The following is a 19073-nucleotide window of genomic DNA, read 5'->3' as shown; positions in this document are numbered from 1 at the left end:
TACGCTCCCCAGACCCGTGGTCGATGCTCCAGCAGTTCGACCGGGTCCTGTCGACCGTCCATACTGCCATGAGCTGGCGATGCTTCGGCGGCCCGTACCCCGGAGCCCGGGCGGTCAGGTCCTGCGCAGAACGTCCTCGCACTCGGGGCACCGGCGGGCCCGCAAGTAGAACGGATACCAGGGCTCGCCCGGGCGGACCGGCCGATAGTGAGAGTGGACCAAGGCGGCCGTGCTGCGCCCGCAGAGGGTCTGGTCCAGAGGGTCCTCGACTACATCGGGATCGGTGGCGGCGGCGTGCACGCGCAGCACCCCCGAGGCCTCGTTCTCCGGGTCGGGGATCTGCCCCGGCTCCATCTCGAACAGCACGGTGATCGCCATAGCTCGACGATGCAGCAGCGCCACGGCGCCCGCACCTTGGCCGATGAGGTGGGCCTACCGGTGCTCCAGCGTTCTGACGTCCGACGGCGCGAGGTCGTGGCGAACACGCAGCACGCGAGGCCGGTGTCGGATCCGCCCGAATTCAGGTGTTCCCTGGTGCGACTCGATCTCGACCACGGTGGTGGGCTCGACGGGCAGGTAAGTGGTCGGCGGGCTCCCAGGCAGCCCGCCGATCGTCCCGGGCAACTCGGCCAGTTTGTCCCCGGTGGGGTGGAGCAGCCCGGCCAGCTGGGTGCGCAGCGCGTCGGCGATAGGCAGGCTGACGGCGACCGGACGCAGCGTGCCGCCGATGGTCGGCATCGCGAGGACCAGGGCCTGTTGCGCGGGATTGCGGGCAGCGGCGACGCCGATGATCACGGCGTCGAGGGTCCAGGTCGTGCGGAACTTGACCCACCCCGAGGTGCGGCCGGCCCGATACGGCGCCGCCCCGGGCTTACCGACGACGCCTTCCACGCCTCCGCCCAGGCCGCCGATCCAGCTCATCGCCGCTGCGGGGTCGCTGGTGGCCGGGAGTGCCTGGATCGAGAGCGGGCCGTCCTCGAGTACGGCGAGCATGTGACGGCGACGGTCGGGCAGCAGGGCGGGCCGGAGGTCGGTTGGGCCGTCGGCGAGGCAGTCGAAGACGGCGGCCTGGACGGTGAAGCCCTCACCTGCGCGGGGGCCCTTGCCTGCGCGGGACTGGAGACGGCCGAAGGAGAGGCTGCCGTCGGGGAGGACCGCCAGGAGCTCGCAGTCGAGAGCGGCCTCGGGGAGGGCGCGCGGCCTCGGCGATGTCCGCGAAGGCGCGGGTCAGGTCGGTGCCGTGCCTGCTGTAGATCCGCGGCTTCGGCCCCGTGATGATCAGGGCGCGCCAGCCGTCTACCTTGGCGGTGAAGTCCCAGCCCGGCCCGGTCGGCAGCTGGTCGACGGGGCTGGCCAGCGCCAGGGGAACGGGAGCGCTGATCGGCAGCACACCTCGGTGGTTACCCGCCGAGCCGGCCGCAACCACCAGCCGTCGCGGCGCGCCACCCGATCGGGCGGCGGCGGGCGGGCATCCGGGCGGCCAGAGTCGGACGCCTACGCGTCGGCCGGCGGCAGGTGCTTGAGTTTCGACCGCGCGTCTGCGCGGTCCTCCGGCGGGAGCTTGGCCCAGAACTCGTCCACCCACACGACGTGGCTGGCCTGACGTTCCTCCTCCAGCCGCTTGGACTCCGCGATCTGCTCCTCGTCCAGGCCGCGCTCGGCGGCGGCCAGGTCCCCGCCGAAGGACGGGAGCCCAGCGAGGAAGGCGCGGCGGCGTTCCTGCACGGCCTCCAGGGCGCGCTGTGCCATCCGCAGATCTTCGGGGTAATCGAACGTCTTTTCTTCCTTGGCCACGCCCGAGATCGTACGGTGGCTCCGCCCGAGCACGGCGAAGCCACCCCCCAGGAGCTGGGACGCGGTCACCCGCAGGGCCGCTGAAGACCCCAGGTACGCGCGCCAACGCGGGCACGACCGGCGCGGGCTACTTCGGCTGCTCGCCGAGAGCCGCGCGGAGCCAGTCCAGCGAGTCCGTCGCCAGGATCTCGTCGGCGAGCGCGTTCGCGGTCTTCGTGGTGAGCCGCCCGCGGCTGTTGTCGATCCACCGCTGGGCGTTCACGTAGCCCTGCGCCCGGTACTCGACGCCCTGGATCAGACATTCGAGCTTGTCAGCGTCCCGGGCGCAGATGGCCTCCACAGTCTCCTTGCCCTCGTACTCGGCGATGACGTCCCGCACGGCCGACGCCAGGACTTCGGGCATGCCGGCGACCTGGTCGGCGGCTACCGCGTTGGGGTCCGCGCTGGTCGCGTACTTCTTACCGACGTAGTTGACGTCGCCGGTGCGGGTCTCGGCGACGTCGTGCCACACCGCGAGGAACGCGGCCTGGGCCGGGTCAGCGCCTTCGAGTTTGGCGATGAGGGAGGCGAGGAGCGCGGTCCGCCACGAGTGCTCGGCCACGGACTCGGGGTCGCGTACGCCGGCCATCCACCAGCCGGTGCGCTTGGTGTGCTTGAGCGTCCCGGCCTCGAACAGGAACCTGGCGACGGAGGACAGGTCGTCGGCCACTGGGGACTCCTCTCACGCCTCGCTGAGGCGGATTGCGTAGCGGATGCTTTCGAGTTCGCGTCGACCGCGCGGTGAGATCTCGCTGCTATCCAACAGCACGGTGAGGCGGTCGTGCATGGTTCTTGCGGCGACTCCTGAGCGCAGCAGGTTCGAGCGGATCTGGAGTAGCGACCACACGCTGTGGATGTTCAGGTCGACGTACCCGTGTTCGGGGTTGAGGCCCTTGGCGAGGTGGTCGAGGAGTTTGTGTCCGGGCCACGGGCCGGCTGCCGGGGCGGCGATGAAGTCGTCGGAGAGCTGGAGCGGGGTCTCGCCGAGCCAGTTGGCCCAGTAGTTGAGGTTCGCCGCTTGGCCGGCGTCGTCGGACAGCGCGGTATCGATGAAGTAGGCCAGCCGGTCGGGGTCGCCGTGGCGGGCGGACACCATCGCGACGGAGCGGAAGTTGAGCCAGTTGCTCAACCAGTCGCTCGGCCGCTCGGTGCGCTGCTGGTGGGCGAGCCACTCCCGGGTGTCCTCCTGGTCGTCGAGTCCCGCGAGGTAGAGCGCCTGGCGGCGAAGGAGGAAGTGGGCGTCCCCGCGTGCTGCTTCTGCAGTGCGCCGCATCTTGTTGAAGAAGTGGGTCCGGTCGGTGGCGGTGAGCTCCGGGCCGGCCGGTGACGGCCCTCGCCGTGGCCGTGGTGGTGACGGCAGGCTTCGGAGGTATTCGGGCTCCGGGCCGCCGAGCGGCCAGGCCAGCACCTCGATGAGGTCGCGCTGCATCACCATGAACCCGAGCGGGTTGTCGGCGGCGGTTGTGTTCTCTTCGAGGGCGCCGGTGAGGAGGACGTCGGCCTCCAGGGCCCGTTCGAGGGCCTGGAGCAGTGCGGGGGAGGCGCCCAGGCGCATGAGCCGGTGGCGGTAGGCGAGCATCTGGCCGACGGGCACGGCCGTCAGGGCGCGTCGGCCGCTCTCCCATCCGGCGACGGTGTCGGACGACACCGCCATGTGTTCGGCGAATTCATCCTGGGTGTTGCCGAGTTGTTCGCGGATCACCCGTAGGACGTGCCCGGAGATGATGCCCGCGCGGGGGCGTACAGCCTTTCCCTGACCAGCGGTCAGGGTTTCTGGCGATCGTGACCGCATGGGAGCCCCTGCTCTGCGAGTTCGCGCCGTCCTACTCGTACCCGCGGTCACTGCCTCTTGTGATCGCGGGCTCTTACCGTCATAGGCGTCCCGGTCGAGGCTAGTCGGAGACCCCTCCTTCGAGCCCAGGCCTTCCCCGAAACCGGTGACACGCGGGAGCGTTTCATTCTGGTTTGGAGTGGTTTGTGATGAGCCCAGGCGGAGGAAAGCAGATAGGCGGCCTTGACGCCGAGGCCGTCCGTCAAGCGGCGCAAGAAGTACGGAAGTTCGCGGAGATCGACGACGCGAAGCGCACCGGGGGCCGACTGGAGGCCTTCGTACGGGCCCTCCTGCCCGAAGTGTGCGCTCTGCGCGCGGCACTTCCGTCGGGCACGTTGAGGGCCGAGGCGGACCGGGTGATCAACTGGGTTGAGGCCGTCGGCAGCCGGGACTACGGCTTCACGCTCGACTCCGCCGCATGGCACGTTGACCACCTGGCCGCGTCGTGCCGACTCCTCCTTGGTGTCGCTGATCTGCTGAACCGCCGAGAGTCCTGTCATAGGTGCTCGGCCAAGACGACCGACCTGCGCCCCGTCCGCGTGGGCGAAGCGAACAGCGGGCCGGGCCGCGCCATCCACGCCTGCGAGGACTGCCGCAAGCGGAGCAACCTGACGCCGCTCACGGATACCCAACGCCCCGGGGGCACGCTGATGTCCCTGGCCCCCATCCCTGATCTGCTTGCCGAGGTGACTCGATGAAGGGCCACGTAACGACCCTGGCCGAACGCCAGAGAGCCGTCGCGCACTGGATCGCCGCGTCCGCTCCCGTGCCGCAGCTCACCCTCACCGACTGGTCGCGCAGCGGCCTGGCCATGCTGCCGACCGGTGTCCAGTTTGCCGTCGTGGAGATGCCGGGAGCCGGCGTCCGCTCGGCGGCGAGGACGGACAACGTGCGGCTGCTGGACCGGTACCTCGCCCGCGGCCTCAACCGCGGCCCGGTGTTCTGCTACGACGCGCACGACGCGTACTTCGCGCTGGTGCCAGCTGACGCGGCGCGGGACTGGCCGCTCCCGGAGGTCAGGTGCCTGGGCCTGGGCCAAACCGCGGCCGTTCCGCGCCCCGGCCTGACCCGGGACGGCGGCGGGCGAGCCTTCTGGGCCGTTCCGATGTCCGCGCCCGCCATGCTGTGCCCGGCACGCCTCGTGGCGAACCTGATCCGTGCAGGCCGCCGTTCGGGGGTGACCTGTGGCTAGGACGCCGGTCGACGTCGACGTGACTGCGGTCCTGCGCACGGCGGCCCACGCAGACGCCTTCGTCGCGCGGGCCCTCGCTGGCGGAGCGGTCAGCGGGGCGGATCTGGACGTCCTCTACCCGCTGCACGAAGAGCTGACCGGTCACCTCATGATCCTCAGTGCGGCGACCCAGGAGCGGTACCGACACCTGCCGCCGGGTGCGCGGATGCGGACCCTCGCGGACGGCGCCCTGCGCGTCGGAGGCGAGCTGCTCGCTCGGCCGCCACACGCCGGCGCGTTCGACATCGCGGTGATGGCGCCGGTCTGCCGCCTGCTCCTGGCCCTGCACCAGGGCAAGGATGCCTTCGTCGCGGTCGGCGAACGGGTCGAGCAGCCCATCGAGAACGCCCAGGACGCGCAGCTGTGAAGGGCGGGCAGCGAGGCCTCATCCACCGGCTGACCATCAACGCGACAGCTACTCAGCTGGATGGCCGCCTGGCGGCCGTGAACCCGGTCCGGGATGTGCTCGCAACTGTCTTGTCTCGTTGGGGTGTTACTGAACCCGACCTCGGCGACGTGCTGCTTGTCGCCGACGAGCTGGTCGCCAACGCCGCGAGACACAGCCCGCCGGGCAGGCACCACGCCTCTCTGCATCTGTCGCCGGACGGAGACCGGATCGTGGTAACGGTCCACGATCTGAGCAGGGCCATGCCCCGGCTGTCGGTGGACGCCCTGGGCAACGACGACGTCGAGTCCGGCCGAGGACTGCTCGTGGTCGCGGCTCTCTCGGTCAACTGGGGCGCGGTGGTGACCGCTGGTGGCAAGAAGGTGTGGGCCGAGCTTGCTCTCGGGAAGGCCGTGCGGGTGTCGCCGCCGAGCCGTGCCGCCGAACGCGCCCGCGTCATCTCGGAGACCGTCCGTGTCTCCCGCCTGTGCGCGGTTCCCCGCCGCCAGGCGATCGCGTAGTCCCCTCAGTCCCCTCCCCGGCCTGACCGACGACACCAGTCCGGGGAGGCCCGGCCTTCCGTGGCTGGATCTCCCATCGATCGCTTTTGAGTTCCCTCGGAGGATATCTTGTGTGGCAATGCAGTTGACGTTGCGCTGCCGCTGGCTGCTGATCCCGGCGGAGGCCTGAGAGGCCGCCTGGTGACCGGCGCCGAGCGCACCGCCGCCGTGCGGCACTGGCTCCTGGCGGCCCTCCCCGACAGCGAGCGGACGGCCGCCGCCGCCGACTGGGCGACGCGCGGCGTCACGGTGCTGCCCTGCGGGCTGCTGTTCTCGGCGGCGCGCCTGCCGGCCGACATCGTCGCCAGCGCGGCGGGCAGCGCGGACTGGGCGACCATCGATCGCTACCTCGCGGCGTCGTTCGACGGGCCGGTGTTCTGCACGGGGGACCGTGGCCTCTACGTGGCGCTGCTGCCGCCGAGCGCGGTCCGCACCTGGCCCGTGCCAGGTGTCGCCCTCCTTGGCCGGGGCTCCACCATGACGGTGCCGGCGCCCGGCCTCACGCGGGACCGTACCGCCGGGGCGTACTGGGCCGTGCCGATGGAGTCCCCTGGGGTGCTCTGCCTGCCGGACGACGTCGCGCACGTCGCCAGGCTCGGGCCCCGGAGCGGCGGCTGCCGTGCGTGAGGACCTGCCGCTCGACGTCGGCGCGGCTCGGGCTGCGGGGACGTGGGCGAGGCGATCGCGGCCGATGCCGAGGTGTCCTGGCCGCCGGGTGAGCAGGCCCTCAGCTACGTCGACCGCAAGCCGGGCCGGACCGATGAGTGAGTCGGCCGGCCCCTCCCCGATCTAGCGTCGAGGAGGGCGAGCGCTGCCGCCGGAACATGGTGGCAACAACGGGGATCAGCCCCAGCGCGCCGCATGTGGGCGTGCGGGGCCCTACCAGGAGCATCCGCCCGCTGCTCCGGCGGCGGTCGGCTACCCACCGGGGGCCACGGTGACCGATGGCATCACGTTCGGCAGGTTCGTCTCGCTGCACCGCTCGGAGAAGGGTTGGACGCAGCTGCGGCTGGCGACCGAACTCGACCGTAGCGAGGAGTGGATGTCGAAGGTCGAGCGGGACCTCCAGCAGGTCAAGGACGTCCGGCTCTTACGGCTGCTGGCCAACGTTCTGGACGTAAAGATCGACGAGCTGATGGCGTTGCCGCAGCCCATCCCGAACGGGCCGAGATCGCGCCGACGCTGCGCCAGCTCGGCTACGCTGGCGTCGACTTCCGGTGCCGAGGAGGACGAAGACGTGCGACGCCGCCCGTTCCTGACGCTGGCGGCTGCCGCCCTCGTCGCCCCAGTCGCCGGACAGCACGTAGCGCGTGCCGAAGGGGCGCCGCCTCTCTCCGGCCTGGAGGATCTGCTGCTGTATGGGTCGGAACGCCTCCCTGCGCCTCGCCGCGATCCGACCCCGGAGTCCGTAGCGGCTTCCTTGGCCGCCTCTCGCCGGGAGTTCAAGGCGGCTCGGTACGACGCTCTCGCTGAGGCGTTGCCGGGCCGGATCGTCGCCGCCCAGGTGGTCGGCACCGCGGAGGAGCGCGCCCGCCAGGTCGCCCAGCTCTACAACATCGCGGTGCGACTGTGCATCAAGATCGGTGACAACAACTTGGTGGCGATCACCTCCGACCGGGCGTTGACCGCAGCCCGGTCGGGCGGCGACCCGCTGGTCACCGCCGAGGCGCAGCGGATGGTGTCCAGCTCCTGGCGCCGCCAGGGCAGCCTGGCCAGGGCGACGGACATCGTGGTGGTCGCCGCCGAGGACTTGCTCGCTGACACCTCGGTGTCCGAGGGCGCCCGCCTGGCCACCCGTGGCGACCTGTACGCCACCGCTGCCTACACCGCGGCGAAGGCCGGCGATCGGGCCTATGCACACGCTCTCATCAGGGAGGCCGCCGACAGCGCTGCCGCTGCCGGACGTGCCTCTGGCCTGGTGGACGGTATCCAGGGTGTCGCGCTGCACGAGCTGTCGGTGCACTACGAACTCGGTGACGCCGGCCGCGCGATCGAGTTCGCCCGCACGGTCGACCCGACCGCCTTGCCGACCGCCGAGCGGCGGGCCCGCTTCTTCACCGACGTGGCCCGCGCGTTCGACCAATGGGGAAAGCCTGAGCAGACGTTCCGGGCCCTGCTCGCCGCCGAGGAGGCAGCCCCCCAGGAGGTGCGCCGTGGTGTGGTCCGTGACCTCGCCGTCGGCCTGCTGCGGCATGACCGCAAGCTGCCGGGAGTGCGGGATTTCGCGGGGCGAGCGGGCGTGCAGATCGTCTGACCCGTAGCCGGACTACGGCCCGTAGCCCGGCTACGGATTGCGGCATCGCCCCGGCAGTTCACTGGGATCGTCAGCCCGTCCCATGCTGCGGAGGCTCCCGCCATGCCGACATCCAGCATCAGCCCGGCCCTTGCCGGGCTGACTGCCACCTCACCGAGCCGTGACCGACTCGGCGCGTTTCTCGCCGCCTCCTGGGCAGCCCTACACCTGCCCGTACTCGCGCTGCTGGGCTTCGCGGCTCAGCACCAGATCGACGCCCAGCCCGAAGCAACAGCGCTCCCCGCCACCGCCCCGGACCGGCTCATCGAGGGTGGCCACCGGTGAAGGCCCGCGCCCTCGAAATCCCAGGGGCATTCGCCTTCGAACCGAACGCGCACCGCGACGTCCGAGGTGAACTCCAGGAGGTCTATCGGGAAAACGTGTTCCGCGTGGCCACCGGCCACTCGTTCAGCTTGGCCCAAGCCAACACCGTCGTCTCCCGCCTCGGCGCGCTACGCGGCATCAGCGTCGCCACCACCAGTCACGCCAAGTACGTCACCTGCACCAGTGGGGCGGTCCTCGATGCCTTGGTGGACCTGCGCACCGGATCGCCCACCTTCGGCACCTGGCGGCTGGAACACCTCGACGCCGAGCGACGCACCGCGCTGTACGTGCCGCCCGGCGTCGGCCACGCCACCTTCGCCCTCTCGGACCGCTCCACCGTCACCTACCTGCTCAACGAGCTACACCGACCCGAGCAGTTCCTCACGATCGACCCGCTCGACGCCGACCTCGCCATCGAATGGCCGCCCGAGCCCGCCTCCATCGTCGTGGGCAACAACCTGAGCCTCCCCGAGGCCCTGGACCGCAAGTTGCTGCCCGCCCACACCAGCTGAACCTCCACCACACCTCACCCAGAATCGGTGACTCCCATGGAGAACATCCTCATCACCGGCGGCGCCGGCTTCATCGGATCGCACTTCGCCCGCCGCCTCATCAACGCCGACGACGTCGCCAAGGTGACCGTCCTGGACGCGCTCACCTACGCGGGCAACCTCGGAAACCTCGACGGCATCACCGACTCAAAGAAGTTCACCTTCGTCCAGGGCAGCATCCTCAACCGCGCTCTGGTCGACGCCCTGATGGAGACCCACGACGCCGTGGTCCACTTCGCCGCCGAGTCGCACGTCGACCGCTCCCTCGCCGACGCCGGGGGCTTCGTCTCCACCAACGTGCTCGGCACCCAGACGCTCCTCGACTCGGCGCGCCGCATCGGCATCCGCAAGTTCGTCCACATCTCGACCGACGAGGTGTACGGCTCCCTGCCGACCGGAACGGCCTTCGAGACCGACCCGCTGCGCCCCACCGTGCCGTACTCCGCGTCCAAGGCGGCCTCCGACATGATTGCCCTGGCCTACCACTCCAGCTACGGCGTGCCGGTGTGCGTGACTCGCTCCTCCAACAACTACGGGCCCCGTCAGTACCCGGAGAAGCTGATCCCGCTGTTTGTCACCCGGCTGCTGGCCGGTGAGCGGGTCACCGTCCACGGCAACGGTGAGCACGTCCGCAACTGGCTCCACGTCACCGACAACTGTGCTGGCGTGGAGCTGGTCCTCCGCAAGGGCATCCCCGGCCAGGCGTACAACATCGGAGGCGGCACCGACCTGACCACCATCGAGCTGACCGGGATGCTCCTGCGAGCCACGGGCGCCGCCTGGAATCAGGTCACCTACGTGCCGGACCGGGCCGCCAACGACATCCGCTACTCCATGGACTGGGGCAAGCTCGCCCAGCTCGGCTACCGGCCCCAGCAGGACCTGGCGGCGGGCATCGCGGAGACCGTGGACTGGTACCGCTGCAACCCGGACTGGTGGCGGACCTGCGTTGCGCGGGCCGTCGCATGAGCCGCCGCGACCTGAGGACGACCGAACCCGAGGAGCCCGGCCGCATCCTGGTGACCGGCGTCGGCGGAGCCCCCGGCCTGGATCTCGCGCTCACGCTCCTCAAGCTCGGCCACGAGGTCATCGGCACCGACTCCAACCCCCTCGCCCCGGGCCTGCTCGCACCCGGCATCACCGCCCGCACCATCGCGCGCGCCGACAGCCCTCTGTACGGCGCGGACCTGATGGAGCTGGTACACGACCTCAAGCCGGACGCCCTGATCTGCTGCGTCGAGAACGAGCTGCCCCAGCTGGTCCACCTGCGCGGCCACCTGGAACGCGCCGGGGTCCGGACCTGGCTGCCGCCTGCGGCCACCGTCACCGCGGCGGGCGACAAGTGGGAGTTCCACCAGGCGATGCGGGGCGCGCGGGTGCCCACCCCGCAGACGTGGCTGCCCGCCGAGATCGACCAGGTCCCCGAGGGCATCGAGCTGGTCGTCAAGCCGCGCCGTGGCCAGGGCTCCAAGGACGTGCACTTCTGCCGGACCCGCGAACAGGCCCGCGTGCTCTGCGAGCTCGTCCCCGACCCGATCGTCCAGCAGCGCGTACCGGGAGTCGAGTTCTCCGCCGACTGCCTGACGGACCGCAACGGCTGCACCTCCGCCACCCTACGACGGCGCCTGATCGTCCAGGCCGGCATGTCGATGGTCGCCGTCACGATCGAGGACCCGGAGGCCACCAAGCGGGTCACCGAGGCGATCCGGGCGATCGGCGCAGTCGGCCCGGTGGACGTCCAGGGCTTCATCACCGAAGGTGCCGACCCGCGTGTGGTCATCACCGAGATCAACGCCCGGTTCGCCGCCGGATTCCTGCTCTCCGAGGAAGCCGGAGCCGACCTGGTCCGCCAAGCCGTGAACGGTCTCTTCGGGCAGCCCGTCGACCACCGCCGGCTCGCCTACCGCAGCGGCACCTTCCTCACCAAGTCCGTGACCGCGCTGTCCACCCAGCCCCGTCCCATCCCGGGCACGCCCTGACCAAGGGAGCTCCCCGCCTTGAATCCGACCACCACGCGGCCCCCGGGCGTCGAACGCAACGCCGCTCCGCTGCTGCACGGCACCGAGGCCGTCGCCCTGGGCGCCGTCCTTCCCAGCGGCCAGTGGGGCCACGGCCCGGCCACCGACCAGTTCGAGGCCGACGTCGCCGACCTGCTCGGCGTCACCGACACCGTTGCCGTGAACTCCGGCACCACCGCGCTCCACCTCGCTCTGCGCTCGATTGGCATCGGACCCGGCGACGACGTCGTCCTTCCCTCCCTCACCTTCTGCGCCAGCGTCCAGGCCATCACCTGGAACGGCGCCGCACCCCGATTCGCCGAGATCGACCCCCGCACGCTGGCCGTCACCCCGGACACCGTGCTCGAAGCCCTCACCCCGAACACCCGAGCCGTCATGCCCGTGCTGTACGGCGGCCGGGCCGTGGACCTCGCCCCGATCCGCGACCACCTGGCCGGCCGGGGCATCCAGATCATCGAGGACGCCGCCCACGCCTTCGGTTCCCGCTACCCGAACGGAACCATGGTCGGCGCCGACCCCGCCGTGCTGACCTGCTTCTCGCACGACCCGATCAAGAACCTCACCACCGGCCAGGGCGGCACGATCGTCCCCCGCACCCGCGAGGAAGCCGCTGCCCTCCGCAGCCTGCGCCTGTTCGGCATCGTCCAGTCCAAGGACGCACGAGCCTCCCTGACCTCCTACGAGGTCCAGGGCGCCGGAATGCGCTTCGACATGTCCCAGCTGAACGCCGCCATCGGCCTTGCCCAGCTGCAGCACTTTCCGCAGACCGCCGCACACCGCCAGCACCTGTGGCGCACCTTCCAGGCCGAACTGACCGGCCTGGAAGGCGCCCGCCTGGTCGACGTGGACGTGACGAACACCGTGCCGTTCAACTGCGTGGTCGTCCTCGACCACCACCGGGACGACGTCTTCCGCCACCTTCGGGAACACGGCATCGGCGTCGCCGTGCACTACCCGCCCAACCACACCCAGGCCGCGTTCTTGCCCTGGCACCGGGACCTTCCGGTCACCGAACAGGTCGCCAGCCAGATCCTCGGCCTGCCGTTCCACCCCGCCATGACCCACGACAGCGTCCGCTACACGGTCGCCGCGCTCGCCGACGCGATCAAGGCCACCTCATGACCGACACCAAGGAGCCGAAGATGAGCGAGACGTTCCGCCACCCGAAGCGCCACCGCATCCTGGTGGTCTGCCTGGGCAACCACAACCGCTCGCCGCTCGCCGCCGCGGTGCTCGCCTACGTCGGCGGGCAGCAGGTCGAGGTCCGCTCGGCCGGGCTGCGCGAGCGCCACGTCGGCGGCCCGGCGCACAGCAACGCCATCCGGGCCGCCGAGGAAGCCGGCTACGACATCCGCGACCACCGCGCGGTCAAGGTCAACCACCGCATGCTGGAGTGGGCCGACGCGGTACTCGCCATGGACCACGCCGTCCTCACCGAACTCAAGACCATGACAGACGGCACCCCGGCCGCCGCGAAGCTCGGCCTCTACATCAGCGGCGAGGACGTGCCCGACCCCTGGGAGAGCGACTACAAGGCGTACCAGGTGTGCGTGGAGCTCATCCAGGCCGGCGCGGTCCGGCACCTGCTGGACCTGGAGAACTAGCGGTCCACTACCGACAGCAGCACGTCCACGAGACGGTCGGCGGCGTCCGGCCGGCCGTGCTCGGCGGCCCGTCGCGCGATGTCCGCGCGGCGGGCCGGGTCCGTCAGCAGCGGACCGATCGCGTCCTGGAGGGTGTCTGGCGCGGCCCGGCCGAGCAGGGCCACTGCCGCGCCGGCATCCGCCAGGTGACGGGCGTTGTGCTCCTGCTCGTTCCCGGCCGAGGTGGCGAGCGGGATGAACACCGCGGCCCGCCCCAGCGCGGTCAGCTCGGCCAGCGTCCCCGCGCCGCTGCGGGAGATGACCACGTCGGCGAGGGCGAGCACGTCCGGCAGCTCTGGGCCGACGAAACCGGTCACCAGGTACCTGGCGCGCAGGTGTTCCGGCAGCACCGACGCCCGTTCCCGCAGCCGCTCCTCGTGGCTGGGCCCGCACTGGTGGACCACGTTGGCGTGGCCGAGGAGCCACGGCAGGATCTCGCTGACCAGCTCGTTGATCTGCTGGGAACCCTGCGCGCCGCCGGTGACGTACACGGTCGGCAGGGAACGGTCGAAGCCCCACAGCCCGAGCGCCTGGATTGCTTTGTCACCCTGGCCGGTCAGCACCTCCGGGCGTACCGGGTTGCCGGTCACCACGGCGGTGGCGCGGGCGGACTCGGGTAGGAACTGGAGCGTCGACTCTGAGGAGACCGCTACCCGGGTCGCCATCCGGGCCAGGGCCCGGTTGCCCAGGCCGAGCCGGACGGTCTGCTCGTGGACTACCAGCGGCCGGTGGCACATCCGGGCGGCTACCCCGACCGGCACCGCGACGTAGCCACCCGTGCCGAGCACCACGTCCGGGGCGAACTCGGCGACTGCGGAACGGGCCTGTGCGGCGCCCAGGGGGACGCGGCCCATGTCCTTCACATTGGCGGGCGAGATCATCTTGAGCGGGTTGGCGGAGCGTCGGAGCTTCCCCGTGGCGACGGTCTTGAAAGGGATGGCCTCGGCGGCGGTCACTTTTGCCTCAAGGCCAGTGGCGGTGCCGATCCACAGCACGTCAAGGGCGCCGCCGGCTTCAGCGAGGCGCGAGCGCAGGGCGCGGACGGCGGTGAGGGCCGGGTAGGTGTGGCCGCCCGTTCCGCCGCCGGTGACGATCAGCCGCATAGGCCGAGCCAGTCGAGAGACGAGGTCGCTGGTGTCCCGGTTCACGCTTGGAACATACCAGCGCCGCTGGAGCCATCCGACCAACTTGACTGACGTGTGATCAGGATGAGCGTGTCCAGGTGGATGGGGCAGGGGCTGGCGCGAGCTGGTTCATGCCGGGCCGGGGCGGTGTCCACTTCCGGGCACGCTTGGAAGCGGTCGCCCGGCCCGAGCCGGCCGACGGACGGCTGGGCGACGCATGGGGCCAGTGGCTGCCGATCGCGCGCGGCGACGGGCTGCCACCGGACGACCCGCAGCCTTGATACGGCGCTTGGTGTCACCGCGTGGACGGGTCTGGGGCTCCGTGTCGCTGTCCCTGGTCGCCCTTGCGCATGAGCGGGTGCGCTTCGACTTCGGCGCCGTCTCCGTCTCAGGTACTTCGCCCCGGATCGTTCTGGAGCCGGTGCCCATCAACGCCGCCTCACCCCTGAGGCCGAATGCGTGCCCCCGACCGCGCCGACTGACCACTTGGCGCGGTCCGTCCGGCTCGGTGTGGAGGCGGTGCAGCCACTCGAAGGTTCAGGAGCCGATTACGGCCAGAGCTGGGTGCCGGCCCTGTTCTGAGAGCACGAGGAGATCAGCATGGAAGATGGGCTGTGGGGCCGGGCCGGGATGTTACGCACCTGGCTGGAGGACGAGGCGGACGAGCAGTCGGTCGCGGACGTGCGGTTGCTGCCCGTCGTCAAGATTGGCGAGGAGTTCGGCGAGGTCTCCGAAGCCGTGCACGGCGCTCTCGGAGCGAATCCCCGCAAGGGCTGGTCGCACGACTGGTCGGACGTCGAGACGGAGCTGTGCGACGTCATCGTGACGGCCATGGTCGCGTTCGACACCATCTCGGGTGACGGCAGGAAGGTGCTTGCGGAGCGGCTGCGGCATCTCGTCGTCCGGGTCGGCCTGGAGTCCGCTGAGCAGCGCTGAGCATGTCTCCTGGCAGCGGCTCCGGCGTTCGCCGGGGCCGCTGTGTGCCTTCGCGCCGCCCGATCGCGTGACCGGGTGTGGGGAGACTTCCGGCCATTCTCGGGCGGGGCTGGCTCGCTTCTGCCGTTTGGTGGCCAGCGGTCAGGCTCGGGGCTGGCGGGAGGGGCGTCAACGCAGGTCGAGGGCGTCTGGGGTCCAGTTCCAGAGGATGTTCTTGCCCGGTGTTCCCACGAGAACACCCATGGGCGGAGAAGCGGGAAGATCCGGGGTGAAGCGGGGAGGTTCGGGCTCGTTACCGCAGGCCAGGGAATCACCGCAGGTCAGAGCTAGTGCAGGTTACGGTGGTAGACCGGTGTCAGCCCGCCGGAGACCGGGGGCACGATCCAGCTCCAGTCCGCCGGGGTCGGGCGGCCGAGCCGCCGCTCCTGGGCGACGTGCCTGAGGAAGCGCTCCGACTCGGTGTGGTGGTCGGCTATCGTCACCCCGGCCTCCTGGAACGAGTGCAGCACCGCGAGGTTGAGCTCCACCAGGGCGCGGTCGCGCCAGAGCGTGCGGTCGCTGGAGGTGTCCAGGCCCAGTCGTTCGGCGACGGTGCCGAGCATGTCGTAGCGGTCGGCGTCGGCGAGGTTGCGGGCGCCGATCTCGGTGCCCAGGTACCAGCCGTTGAACGGCGCGGTGGGGTAGCGGACGCCGCCGATCTCCAGCGTCATGTCGCTGATCGCGGGCACCGCGTACCAGCGCAGTCCGAGCTCGGCGAACCACGCGTGGTCGGGGTGGCTCAGCGGCACCTCCAGGGTCGTGTCGTCCGGGAGTCCGTACCAGTGCGGGCGCTCGTCCGGGCGCTCCTGGATCAGCAGCGGCAGTGGCTCGAAGCGGTCCTCGGCGCACTTCCAGCCCAGTTCGCGGGCCCGGGCGGCGAGCGCGGCGCCGGCCGGGTCGCCGATGACGGCGCCGTCGACCCGGTGCCCGGCGTAGCGGACCAGCTGCTGGTTGAGGATCCGCGCGGCCGGGCGGCCCGGGAGGTCGGGGGCGAACACCGAGACCACCGGGCGGATCCGCCCACCGTTGCCGGCCAGCCGCAGGTGCTCGAAGCACTCGGCGGCGATGTCGTCCGCGGCGGACAGGTGGCGCAGGTCGCGGACCACCAGGCTGCGCCAGTACAGCCGGCCGATGCAGCGGGCGGCGTTGCGCCAGGCGAGCTTGGCGCCGTAGGCGAGTTCGGCGGGGGTGTGCCGGTAGCTGCCGGTGCGGCCGATCTCCTCCCGGACGGCGCGCAGCCTCGACTCCGGGGCGCCGGCGGCGGGTTGCTCGCGGTGGAACTGGCGGATGAACTCGGCGGCCCGGTCGGGATCGGTGAACGGCATTGGCACCGACGGAAGTCGGGGGCCTGGGCGGTGCGATGCAGGCGGCTGGGGGTCGGGGCGCTGCGATGCAGGCGGCTGCGGGTCGGGGCGCTGCGGTACGGGCTGCTGCGGGAGAGCGCCCGGCGCATGGGCCGGGTGGCCGTGGGCGTACGGACAGCCGCCGCTCGGGGCGGTGGCAGTTCTGCGGGTGCGAATCCGGTCGAAGATCAAGGACACATCCCTCCTGTCGCACAGGAGTACCGGAGGTCGCGGACCCGGCACAGGGAGTGAACGATTCGGCCCCCGCACCGGCGCTCAGCGCGCTAGGGTGCGGGGGCCGAAGGCCTGATCGTCGGATCAGCCGATGGGCGGCTGGTCAGCCCATGTCCTCCAGGCGGACGCCCTTGGTCTCCTTCATGAACTTCGCCACGAAGACGATCGACAGCGCCGCGAAGGCCGCGTACACCAGGTAGGTCGCCGAGAGGTTCCAGCGCGAGAGCGACGGGAACGACACGGTGATCACCCAGTTGGCGATCCACTGGGCGGAGGCGGCCACGGACAGCGCGGCGGCGCGGACCCGGTTGGGGAACATCTCGCCGAGCATGACCCAGACGACCACGCCCCAGGACATCGCGAAGAACAGCACGAAGGCGTTGGCGGAGATCAGCGCGACGGTGCCCTGGAGGTCGGGCAGCGAGACGTTGTCGCCGGAGCCGGTCGCGGAGGAGAACGCCCAGCCGGCTGCGGCAAGGGTGACGGCCATGCCGGCCGAGCCGATCAGGGCGAGCGGCTTGCGGCCGACCCGGTCGACCAGCAGGATCGCGATCACGGTGCCGAGGATGTTGATGACCGAGCCGATGAAGCTGATCAGCAGCGAGTTGCTCTGGTCGATGCCGACGGACTGCCACAGGATCGACGAGTAGTAGAAGATCACGTTGATGCCGACCAGCTGCTGGAAGACCGACAGGCCGATGCCGACCCAGACGATCGGGAGCAGGCCGAAGCGGCCGCCGAGCAGGTCGCGGAAGCGGGGGCGGTGGTCGGAGGCGATCAGCGACTGGATCTCGGCGATCCGGGCGTCGGTGTCGATGCCATCGCCCTCGACCTCGGTCAGCACCTTGCGGGCCTCGTCCAGGCGCTCGGCCTGGATCAGGTAGCGCGGGGACTCGGGGATCACCGAGGACAGCACGAAGTAGACCACGGCCGGGACGACGCAGATGCCGAGCATCCACTGCCAGGCCTCCAGGCCGAGCAGGTGGCCGCGGGTGTCGCCGCCGGCGGCGTCCGCCAGCACCCAGTTGACCAGCTGGGATATCGCGATGCCGAGCACGATCGCGGCCTGCTGGAAGGAGGCCAGCCGGCCCCGGTACTTGGTCGGGGCGACCTCGGCGATGTAGGTCGGGGCGATCACCGAGGCGATGCCGATGGCCGCGCCGCCGAGGACGCGCCACAGGGCGAGGTCCCAGGGGGAGAAGGGCAGCATCGAGCCGACGGCACTGACCGCGAACAGCAGCGCGCCCGCCTTCATGACCTTGATGCGGCCGTAGCGGTCCGCGAACCGGCCGGCCAGGGCGGCGCCGACCGCCGAGCCCAGCAGCGCCGAGGAGACGATCAGGCCGGTCTCGCCGCTGCCGACTCCGAACTTCCCCTGGATGCCGGAGACGGCACCGTTGATGACGGAGCTGTCGTAGCCGAACAGGAAGCCGCCGAGGGCTGCGGCGGCGGTGATGAAGACGACGAACCCGAGGCGGCCGGGCGCGGTGGCCTCGGCCGCCCCGGAGGGCTTCTGGGTGACACTCACGATCTTGACTCCTGGTACTCAACGCTGAGCGGTAGTCGAGATCGTAACCCGTATTCGTTCAAGCCTTGTATGCGGGGAGGCTCAGGTCCAGCTCGGAGAATTCGTAAGGTGAACAAGCAAATTGAACCCTTCCCGACGGCTGCGGCCTGCGGCCTGCGGCTACGGCCTGTGGCTGCGGCCCGCGGCTCACGCCGGGGCGGACAGCGAGAGCCCGAACCGGCCCTCGGGGTCGGTCCACCAGTGGGTCAGCCGCAGCCCGGCCGCCGTCAGCTCGTCGGCCACCCGCTCCCGGCGGAACTTGGCCGAGACCTCGGTGCGCAGCTCCTCGCCCCGGTCGAAGTGCACCGGCAGGTCCAGGGCCGGGATCTTCACGGTCTGCGCGCGCAGCGAGCGCAGCCGCATCTCGATCCACTCCTGCTCCGGATCCCAGAGCGCGACGTGCTCGAAGGCGGTCGGGTCGAAGTCGGCGCCCAGCTCGCGGTTGAGCACGTTGAGCACGTTGCGGTTGAACTCGGCCGTCACCCCGGCGCGGTCGTCGTAGGCGGCCACCAGCACCGCGGGGTCCTTGACCAGGTCGGTGCCGAGCAGCAGGAAGTCGCCGGGGTCCAGGGCGGCGCGCAGCCCGCGCAGGAAGGCGGCGCGCTCCTTCGGCAGCAGGTTGCCGAGGGTGCCGCCGAGGAAGGCGACCAGGCGGGGGCCGCCCTCCGGGGGGAGGCCGAGCCGGGAGGTGAAGTCGGCCAGCACGCCGTGCACGGCCAGTCCGGGGTACTCGGCGGCGAGCGCGGCGCCGGCCGAGGTCAGCGCGCTCTCGCTGACGTCCACCGGGACGTAGTCCTCCAGGGTGTCGAGCGAGCGGAGCGCGTCCAGCAGCAGCCGGGTCTTCTCGGAGGAGCCGGAGCCCAGCTCGACGAGCGTGTGGGCCCGGGTCGCGGCGGCGATCTCGCCGGCCCGGGCGGTGAGGATGGCCCGCTCGGCGCGGGTCGGGTAGTACTCGGGCAGTCGGGTGATCTCCTCGAACAGCTCGCTGCCCCGCGCGTCGTAGAACCACTTCGGCGGCAGCCGCTTGGGGTCGGCGGTCAGCCCCTGCCGGACGTCGTGGCGCAGGGCGGTGCTGAAGTGGTCGGGGGGCAGCAGTCGGGTGAGATCGAAAGTGTCCATGACAGGGTGGTTCCTCTGTTCAGAAGATGAAGGGAGAGCGGA

Annotated in this window: 21 protein-coding genes and 1 pseudogene; 13 read left to right on the top strand and 9 right to left on the bottom strand. The window is 71.0% G+C overall.

Features of this window, described 5'->3' with window-relative positions:
- Positions 1-114: 114 nt before the first annotated feature.
- The 5 genes and pseudogenes from BOQ63_RS12405 to BOQ63_RS12385 form a co-directional block, all read right to left on the bottom strand.
- Positions 115-378, bottom strand: coding sequence for a hypothetical protein (locus BOQ63_RS12405; RefSeq protein WP_072654236.1), 264 nt, complete (start codon positions 376-378; stop codon positions 115-117).
- Positions 379-432: 54 nt separating this feature from the next.
- Positions 433-1173 (bottom strand): annotated as a pseudogene (locus BOQ63_RS12400) (ATP-dependent DNA ligase); the annotation flags it as partial.
- Positions 1174-1494: 321 nt separating this feature from the next.
- The gene (locus tag BOQ63_RS12395) at positions 1495-1794 is read right to left on the bottom strand and encodes a DUF8825 domain-containing protein (RefSeq protein ID WP_143174705.1); all 300 of its coding nucleotides are present in this window, start codon (positions 1792-1794) and stop codon (positions 1495-1497) included.
- Between the two features lie 127 nt (positions 1795-1921).
- A complete protein-coding gene (locus BOQ63_RS12390) occupies positions 1922-2503 on the bottom strand; it encodes an HD domain-containing protein (RefSeq protein ID WP_072654233.1) in 582 nt (193 codons plus the stop codon).
- A gap of 12 nt (positions 2504-2515) precedes the next feature.
- A complete protein-coding gene (locus BOQ63_RS12385) occupies positions 2516-3625 on the bottom strand; it encodes a helix-turn-helix domain-containing protein (protein WP_072654232.1) in 1110 nt (369 codons plus the stop codon).
- 173 nt (positions 3626-3798) lie between these two features.
- Between BOQ63_RS12385 and BOQ63_RS12380 the strand changes: the two genes are divergently transcribed.
- The 12 genes from BOQ63_RS12380 (at position 3799) to BOQ63_RS12325 (ending at position 12630) form a co-directional block, all read left to right on the top strand.
- Positions 3799-4362: a DUF6415 family natural product biosynthesis protein gene (locus tag BOQ63_RS12380; protein WP_143174704.1), complete on the top strand. Its 564-nt coding sequence runs from the start codon at positions 3799-3801 to the stop codon at positions 4360-4362.
- On the top strand, positions 4359-4856 hold the full coding sequence (locus BOQ63_RS12375) for a hypothetical protein (RefSeq protein ID WP_072654230.1): 498 nt from the start codon (positions 4359-4361) through the stop codon (positions 4854-4856). Before BOQ63_RS12380 ends, BOQ63_RS12375 begins: the two co-directional genes overlap by 4 nt.
- Positions 4849-5262 carry a hypothetical protein gene (locus BOQ63_RS12370; protein ID WP_143174703.1) on the top strand — a complete coding sequence of 138 codons (414 nt, stop codon included), beginning with the start codon at positions 4849-4851 and terminating at the stop codon, positions 5260-5262. The genes BOQ63_RS12375 and BOQ63_RS12370 overlap by 8 nt, the downstream gene beginning before the upstream one ends.
- Positions 5259-5801, top strand: a complete 543-nt coding sequence (locus BOQ63_RS12365) for an ATP-binding protein (RefSeq protein WP_191093556.1) — start codon at positions 5259-5261, stop codon at positions 5799-5801. Before BOQ63_RS12370 ends, BOQ63_RS12365 begins: the two co-directional genes overlap by 4 nt.
- Before the next feature lie 180 nt (positions 5802-5981).
- Positions 5982-6467 carry a hypothetical protein gene (locus BOQ63_RS12360; protein ID WP_150475839.1) on the top strand — a complete coding sequence of 162 codons (486 nt, stop codon included), beginning with the start codon at positions 5982-5984 and terminating at the stop codon, positions 6465-6467.
- Positions 6468-6777: 310 nt separating this feature from the next.
- Positions 6778-8094 (top strand): helix-turn-helix domain-containing protein, encoded by a 1317-nt coding sequence (locus BOQ63_RS12355; protein WP_150475838.1) that lies wholly within the window; start codon positions 6778-6780, stop codon positions 8092-8094.
- A 102-nt stretch (positions 8095-8196) separates the two neighbouring features.
- Positions 8197-8418 (top strand): hypothetical protein, encoded by a 222-nt coding sequence (locus BOQ63_RS12350; protein ID WP_191093555.1) that lies wholly within the window; start codon positions 8197-8199, stop codon positions 8416-8418.
- Positions 8415-8969, top strand: coding sequence for a dTDP-4-dehydrorhamnose 3,5-epimerase family protein (locus BOQ63_RS12345; RefSeq protein ID WP_191093554.1), 555 nt, complete (start codon positions 8415-8417; stop codon positions 8967-8969). Before BOQ63_RS12350 ends, BOQ63_RS12345 begins: the two co-directional genes overlap by 4 nt.
- A gap of 36 nt (positions 8970-9005) precedes the next feature.
- Positions 9006-9977, top strand: a complete 972-nt coding sequence (gene rfbB / locus BOQ63_RS12340; protein ID WP_150475835.1) for a dTDP-glucose 4,6-dehydratase — start codon at positions 9006-9008, stop codon at positions 9975-9977.
- Positions 9974-10987 carry an ATP-grasp domain-containing protein gene (locus tag BOQ63_RS12335; RefSeq protein ID WP_150475834.1) on the top strand — a complete coding sequence of 338 codons (1014 nt, stop codon included), beginning with the start codon at positions 9974-9976 and terminating at the stop codon, positions 10985-10987. The genes rfbB and BOQ63_RS12335 overlap by 4 nt, the downstream gene beginning before the upstream one ends.
- 18 nt (positions 10988-11005) lie before the next feature.
- Positions 11006-12148: a DegT/DnrJ/EryC1/StrS family aminotransferase gene (locus tag BOQ63_RS12330; protein WP_072654226.1), complete on the top strand. Its 1143-nt coding sequence runs from the start codon at positions 11006-11008 to the stop codon at positions 12146-12148.
- Between the two features lie 20 nt (positions 12149-12168).
- A complete protein-coding gene (locus tag BOQ63_RS12325) occupies positions 12169-12630 on the top strand; it encodes an arsenate reductase/protein-tyrosine-phosphatase family protein (RefSeq protein WP_072656229.1) in 462 nt (153 codons plus the stop codon).
- On the opposite strand, the gene BOQ63_RS12320 is transcribed toward BOQ63_RS12325, so the two are convergent.
- Positions 12627-13772, bottom strand: coding sequence for a UDP-N-acetylglucosamine--N-acetylmuramyl-(pentapeptide) pyrophosphoryl-undecaprenol N-acetylglucosamine transferase (locus BOQ63_RS12320; RefSeq protein WP_150475833.1), 1146 nt, complete (start codon positions 13770-13772; stop codon positions 12627-12629). The two genes, BOQ63_RS12325 and BOQ63_RS12320, sit on opposite strands and share 4 nt — an antisense overlap.
- 621 nt (positions 13773-14393) lie before the next feature.
- Here BOQ63_RS12320 and BOQ63_RS12315 point away from each other — a divergent pair.
- The gene (locus BOQ63_RS12315) at positions 14394-14729 is read left to right on the top strand and encodes a MazG-like family protein (protein ID WP_072654225.1); all 336 of its coding nucleotides are present in this window, start codon (positions 14394-14396) and stop codon (positions 14727-14729) included.
- A 326-nt stretch (positions 14730-15055) separates the two neighbouring features.
- On the opposite strand, the gene BOQ63_RS12310 is transcribed toward BOQ63_RS12315, so the two are convergent.
- The 3 genes from BOQ63_RS12310 to egtD all read right to left on the bottom strand — a co-directional run bounded on the left by BOQ63_RS12310 (position 15056) and on the right by egtD (position 19031).
- On the bottom strand, positions 15056-16093 hold the full coding sequence (locus BOQ63_RS12310; RefSeq protein WP_072654224.1) for a nitric oxide synthase oxygenase: 1038 nt from the start codon (positions 16091-16093) through the stop codon (positions 15056-15058).
- Between the two features lie 355 nt (positions 16094-16448).
- A complete protein-coding gene (locus BOQ63_RS12305; protein ID WP_050366436.1) occupies positions 16449-17873 on the bottom strand; it encodes a sugar porter family MFS transporter in 1425 nt (474 codons plus the stop codon).
- 186 nt (positions 17874-18059) lie between these two features.
- Complete coding sequence (egtD, locus tag BOQ63_RS12300) at positions 18060-19031, bottom strand: L-histidine N(alpha)-methyltransferase (RefSeq protein ID WP_072654223.1); 972 nt, start codon at positions 19029-19031, stop codon at positions 18060-18062.
- Positions 19032-19073 lie beyond the last annotated feature (42 nt).

The organism is Streptomyces viridifaciens, assembly GCF_001888885.2.
Lineage (GTDB): Bacteria > Actinomycetota > Actinomycetes > Streptomycetales > Streptomycetaceae > Kitasatospora > Kitasatospora aureofaciens.
This window is presented reverse-complemented; position numbering and strand designations above follow the sequence as displayed.

Coding starts and splice junctions, on each gene's coding strand:
- BOQ63_RS12325 (WP_072656229.1), top strand. CDS start 12,169: ATGAGCGAGACGTTCCGCCACCCGAAGCGCCACCGCATCCTGGTGGTC.
- BOQ63_RS12375 (WP_072654230.1), top strand. CDS start 4,359: ATGAAGGGCCACGTAACGACCCTGGCCGAACGCCAGAGAGCCGTCGCG.
- BOQ63_RS12335 (WP_150475834.1), top strand. CDS start 9,974: ATGAGCCGCCGCGACCTGAGGACGACCGAACCCGAGGAGCCCGGCCGC.
- egtD (WP_072654223.1), bottom strand. CDS start 19,031: ATGGACACTTTCGATCTCACCCGACTGCTGCCCCCCGACCACTTCAGC.
- BOQ63_RS12405 (WP_072654236.1), bottom strand. CDS start 378: ATGGCGATCACCGTGCTGTTCGAGATGGAGCCGGGGCAGATCCCCGAC.
- BOQ63_RS12320 (WP_150475833.1), bottom strand. CDS start 13,772: ATGCGGCTGATCGTCACCGGCGGCGGAACGGGCGGCCACACCTACCCG.
- rfbB (WP_150475835.1), top strand. CDS start 9,006: ATGGAGAACATCCTCATCACCGGCGGCGCCGGCTTCATCGGATCGCAC.
- BOQ63_RS12350 (WP_191093555.1), top strand. CDS start 8,197: ATGCCGACATCCAGCATCAGCCCGGCCCTTGCCGGGCTGACTGCCACC.
- BOQ63_RS12315 (WP_072654225.1), top strand. CDS start 14,394: ATGGAAGATGGGCTGTGGGGCCGGGCCGGGATGTTACGCACCTGGCTG.
- BOQ63_RS12310 (WP_072654224.1), bottom strand. CDS start 16,093: ATGCCGTTCACCGATCCCGACCGGGCCGCCGAGTTCATCCGCCAGTTC.
- BOQ63_RS12385 (WP_072654232.1), bottom strand. CDS start 3,625: ATGCGGTCACGATCGCCAGAAACCCTGACCGCTGGTCAGGGAAAGGCT.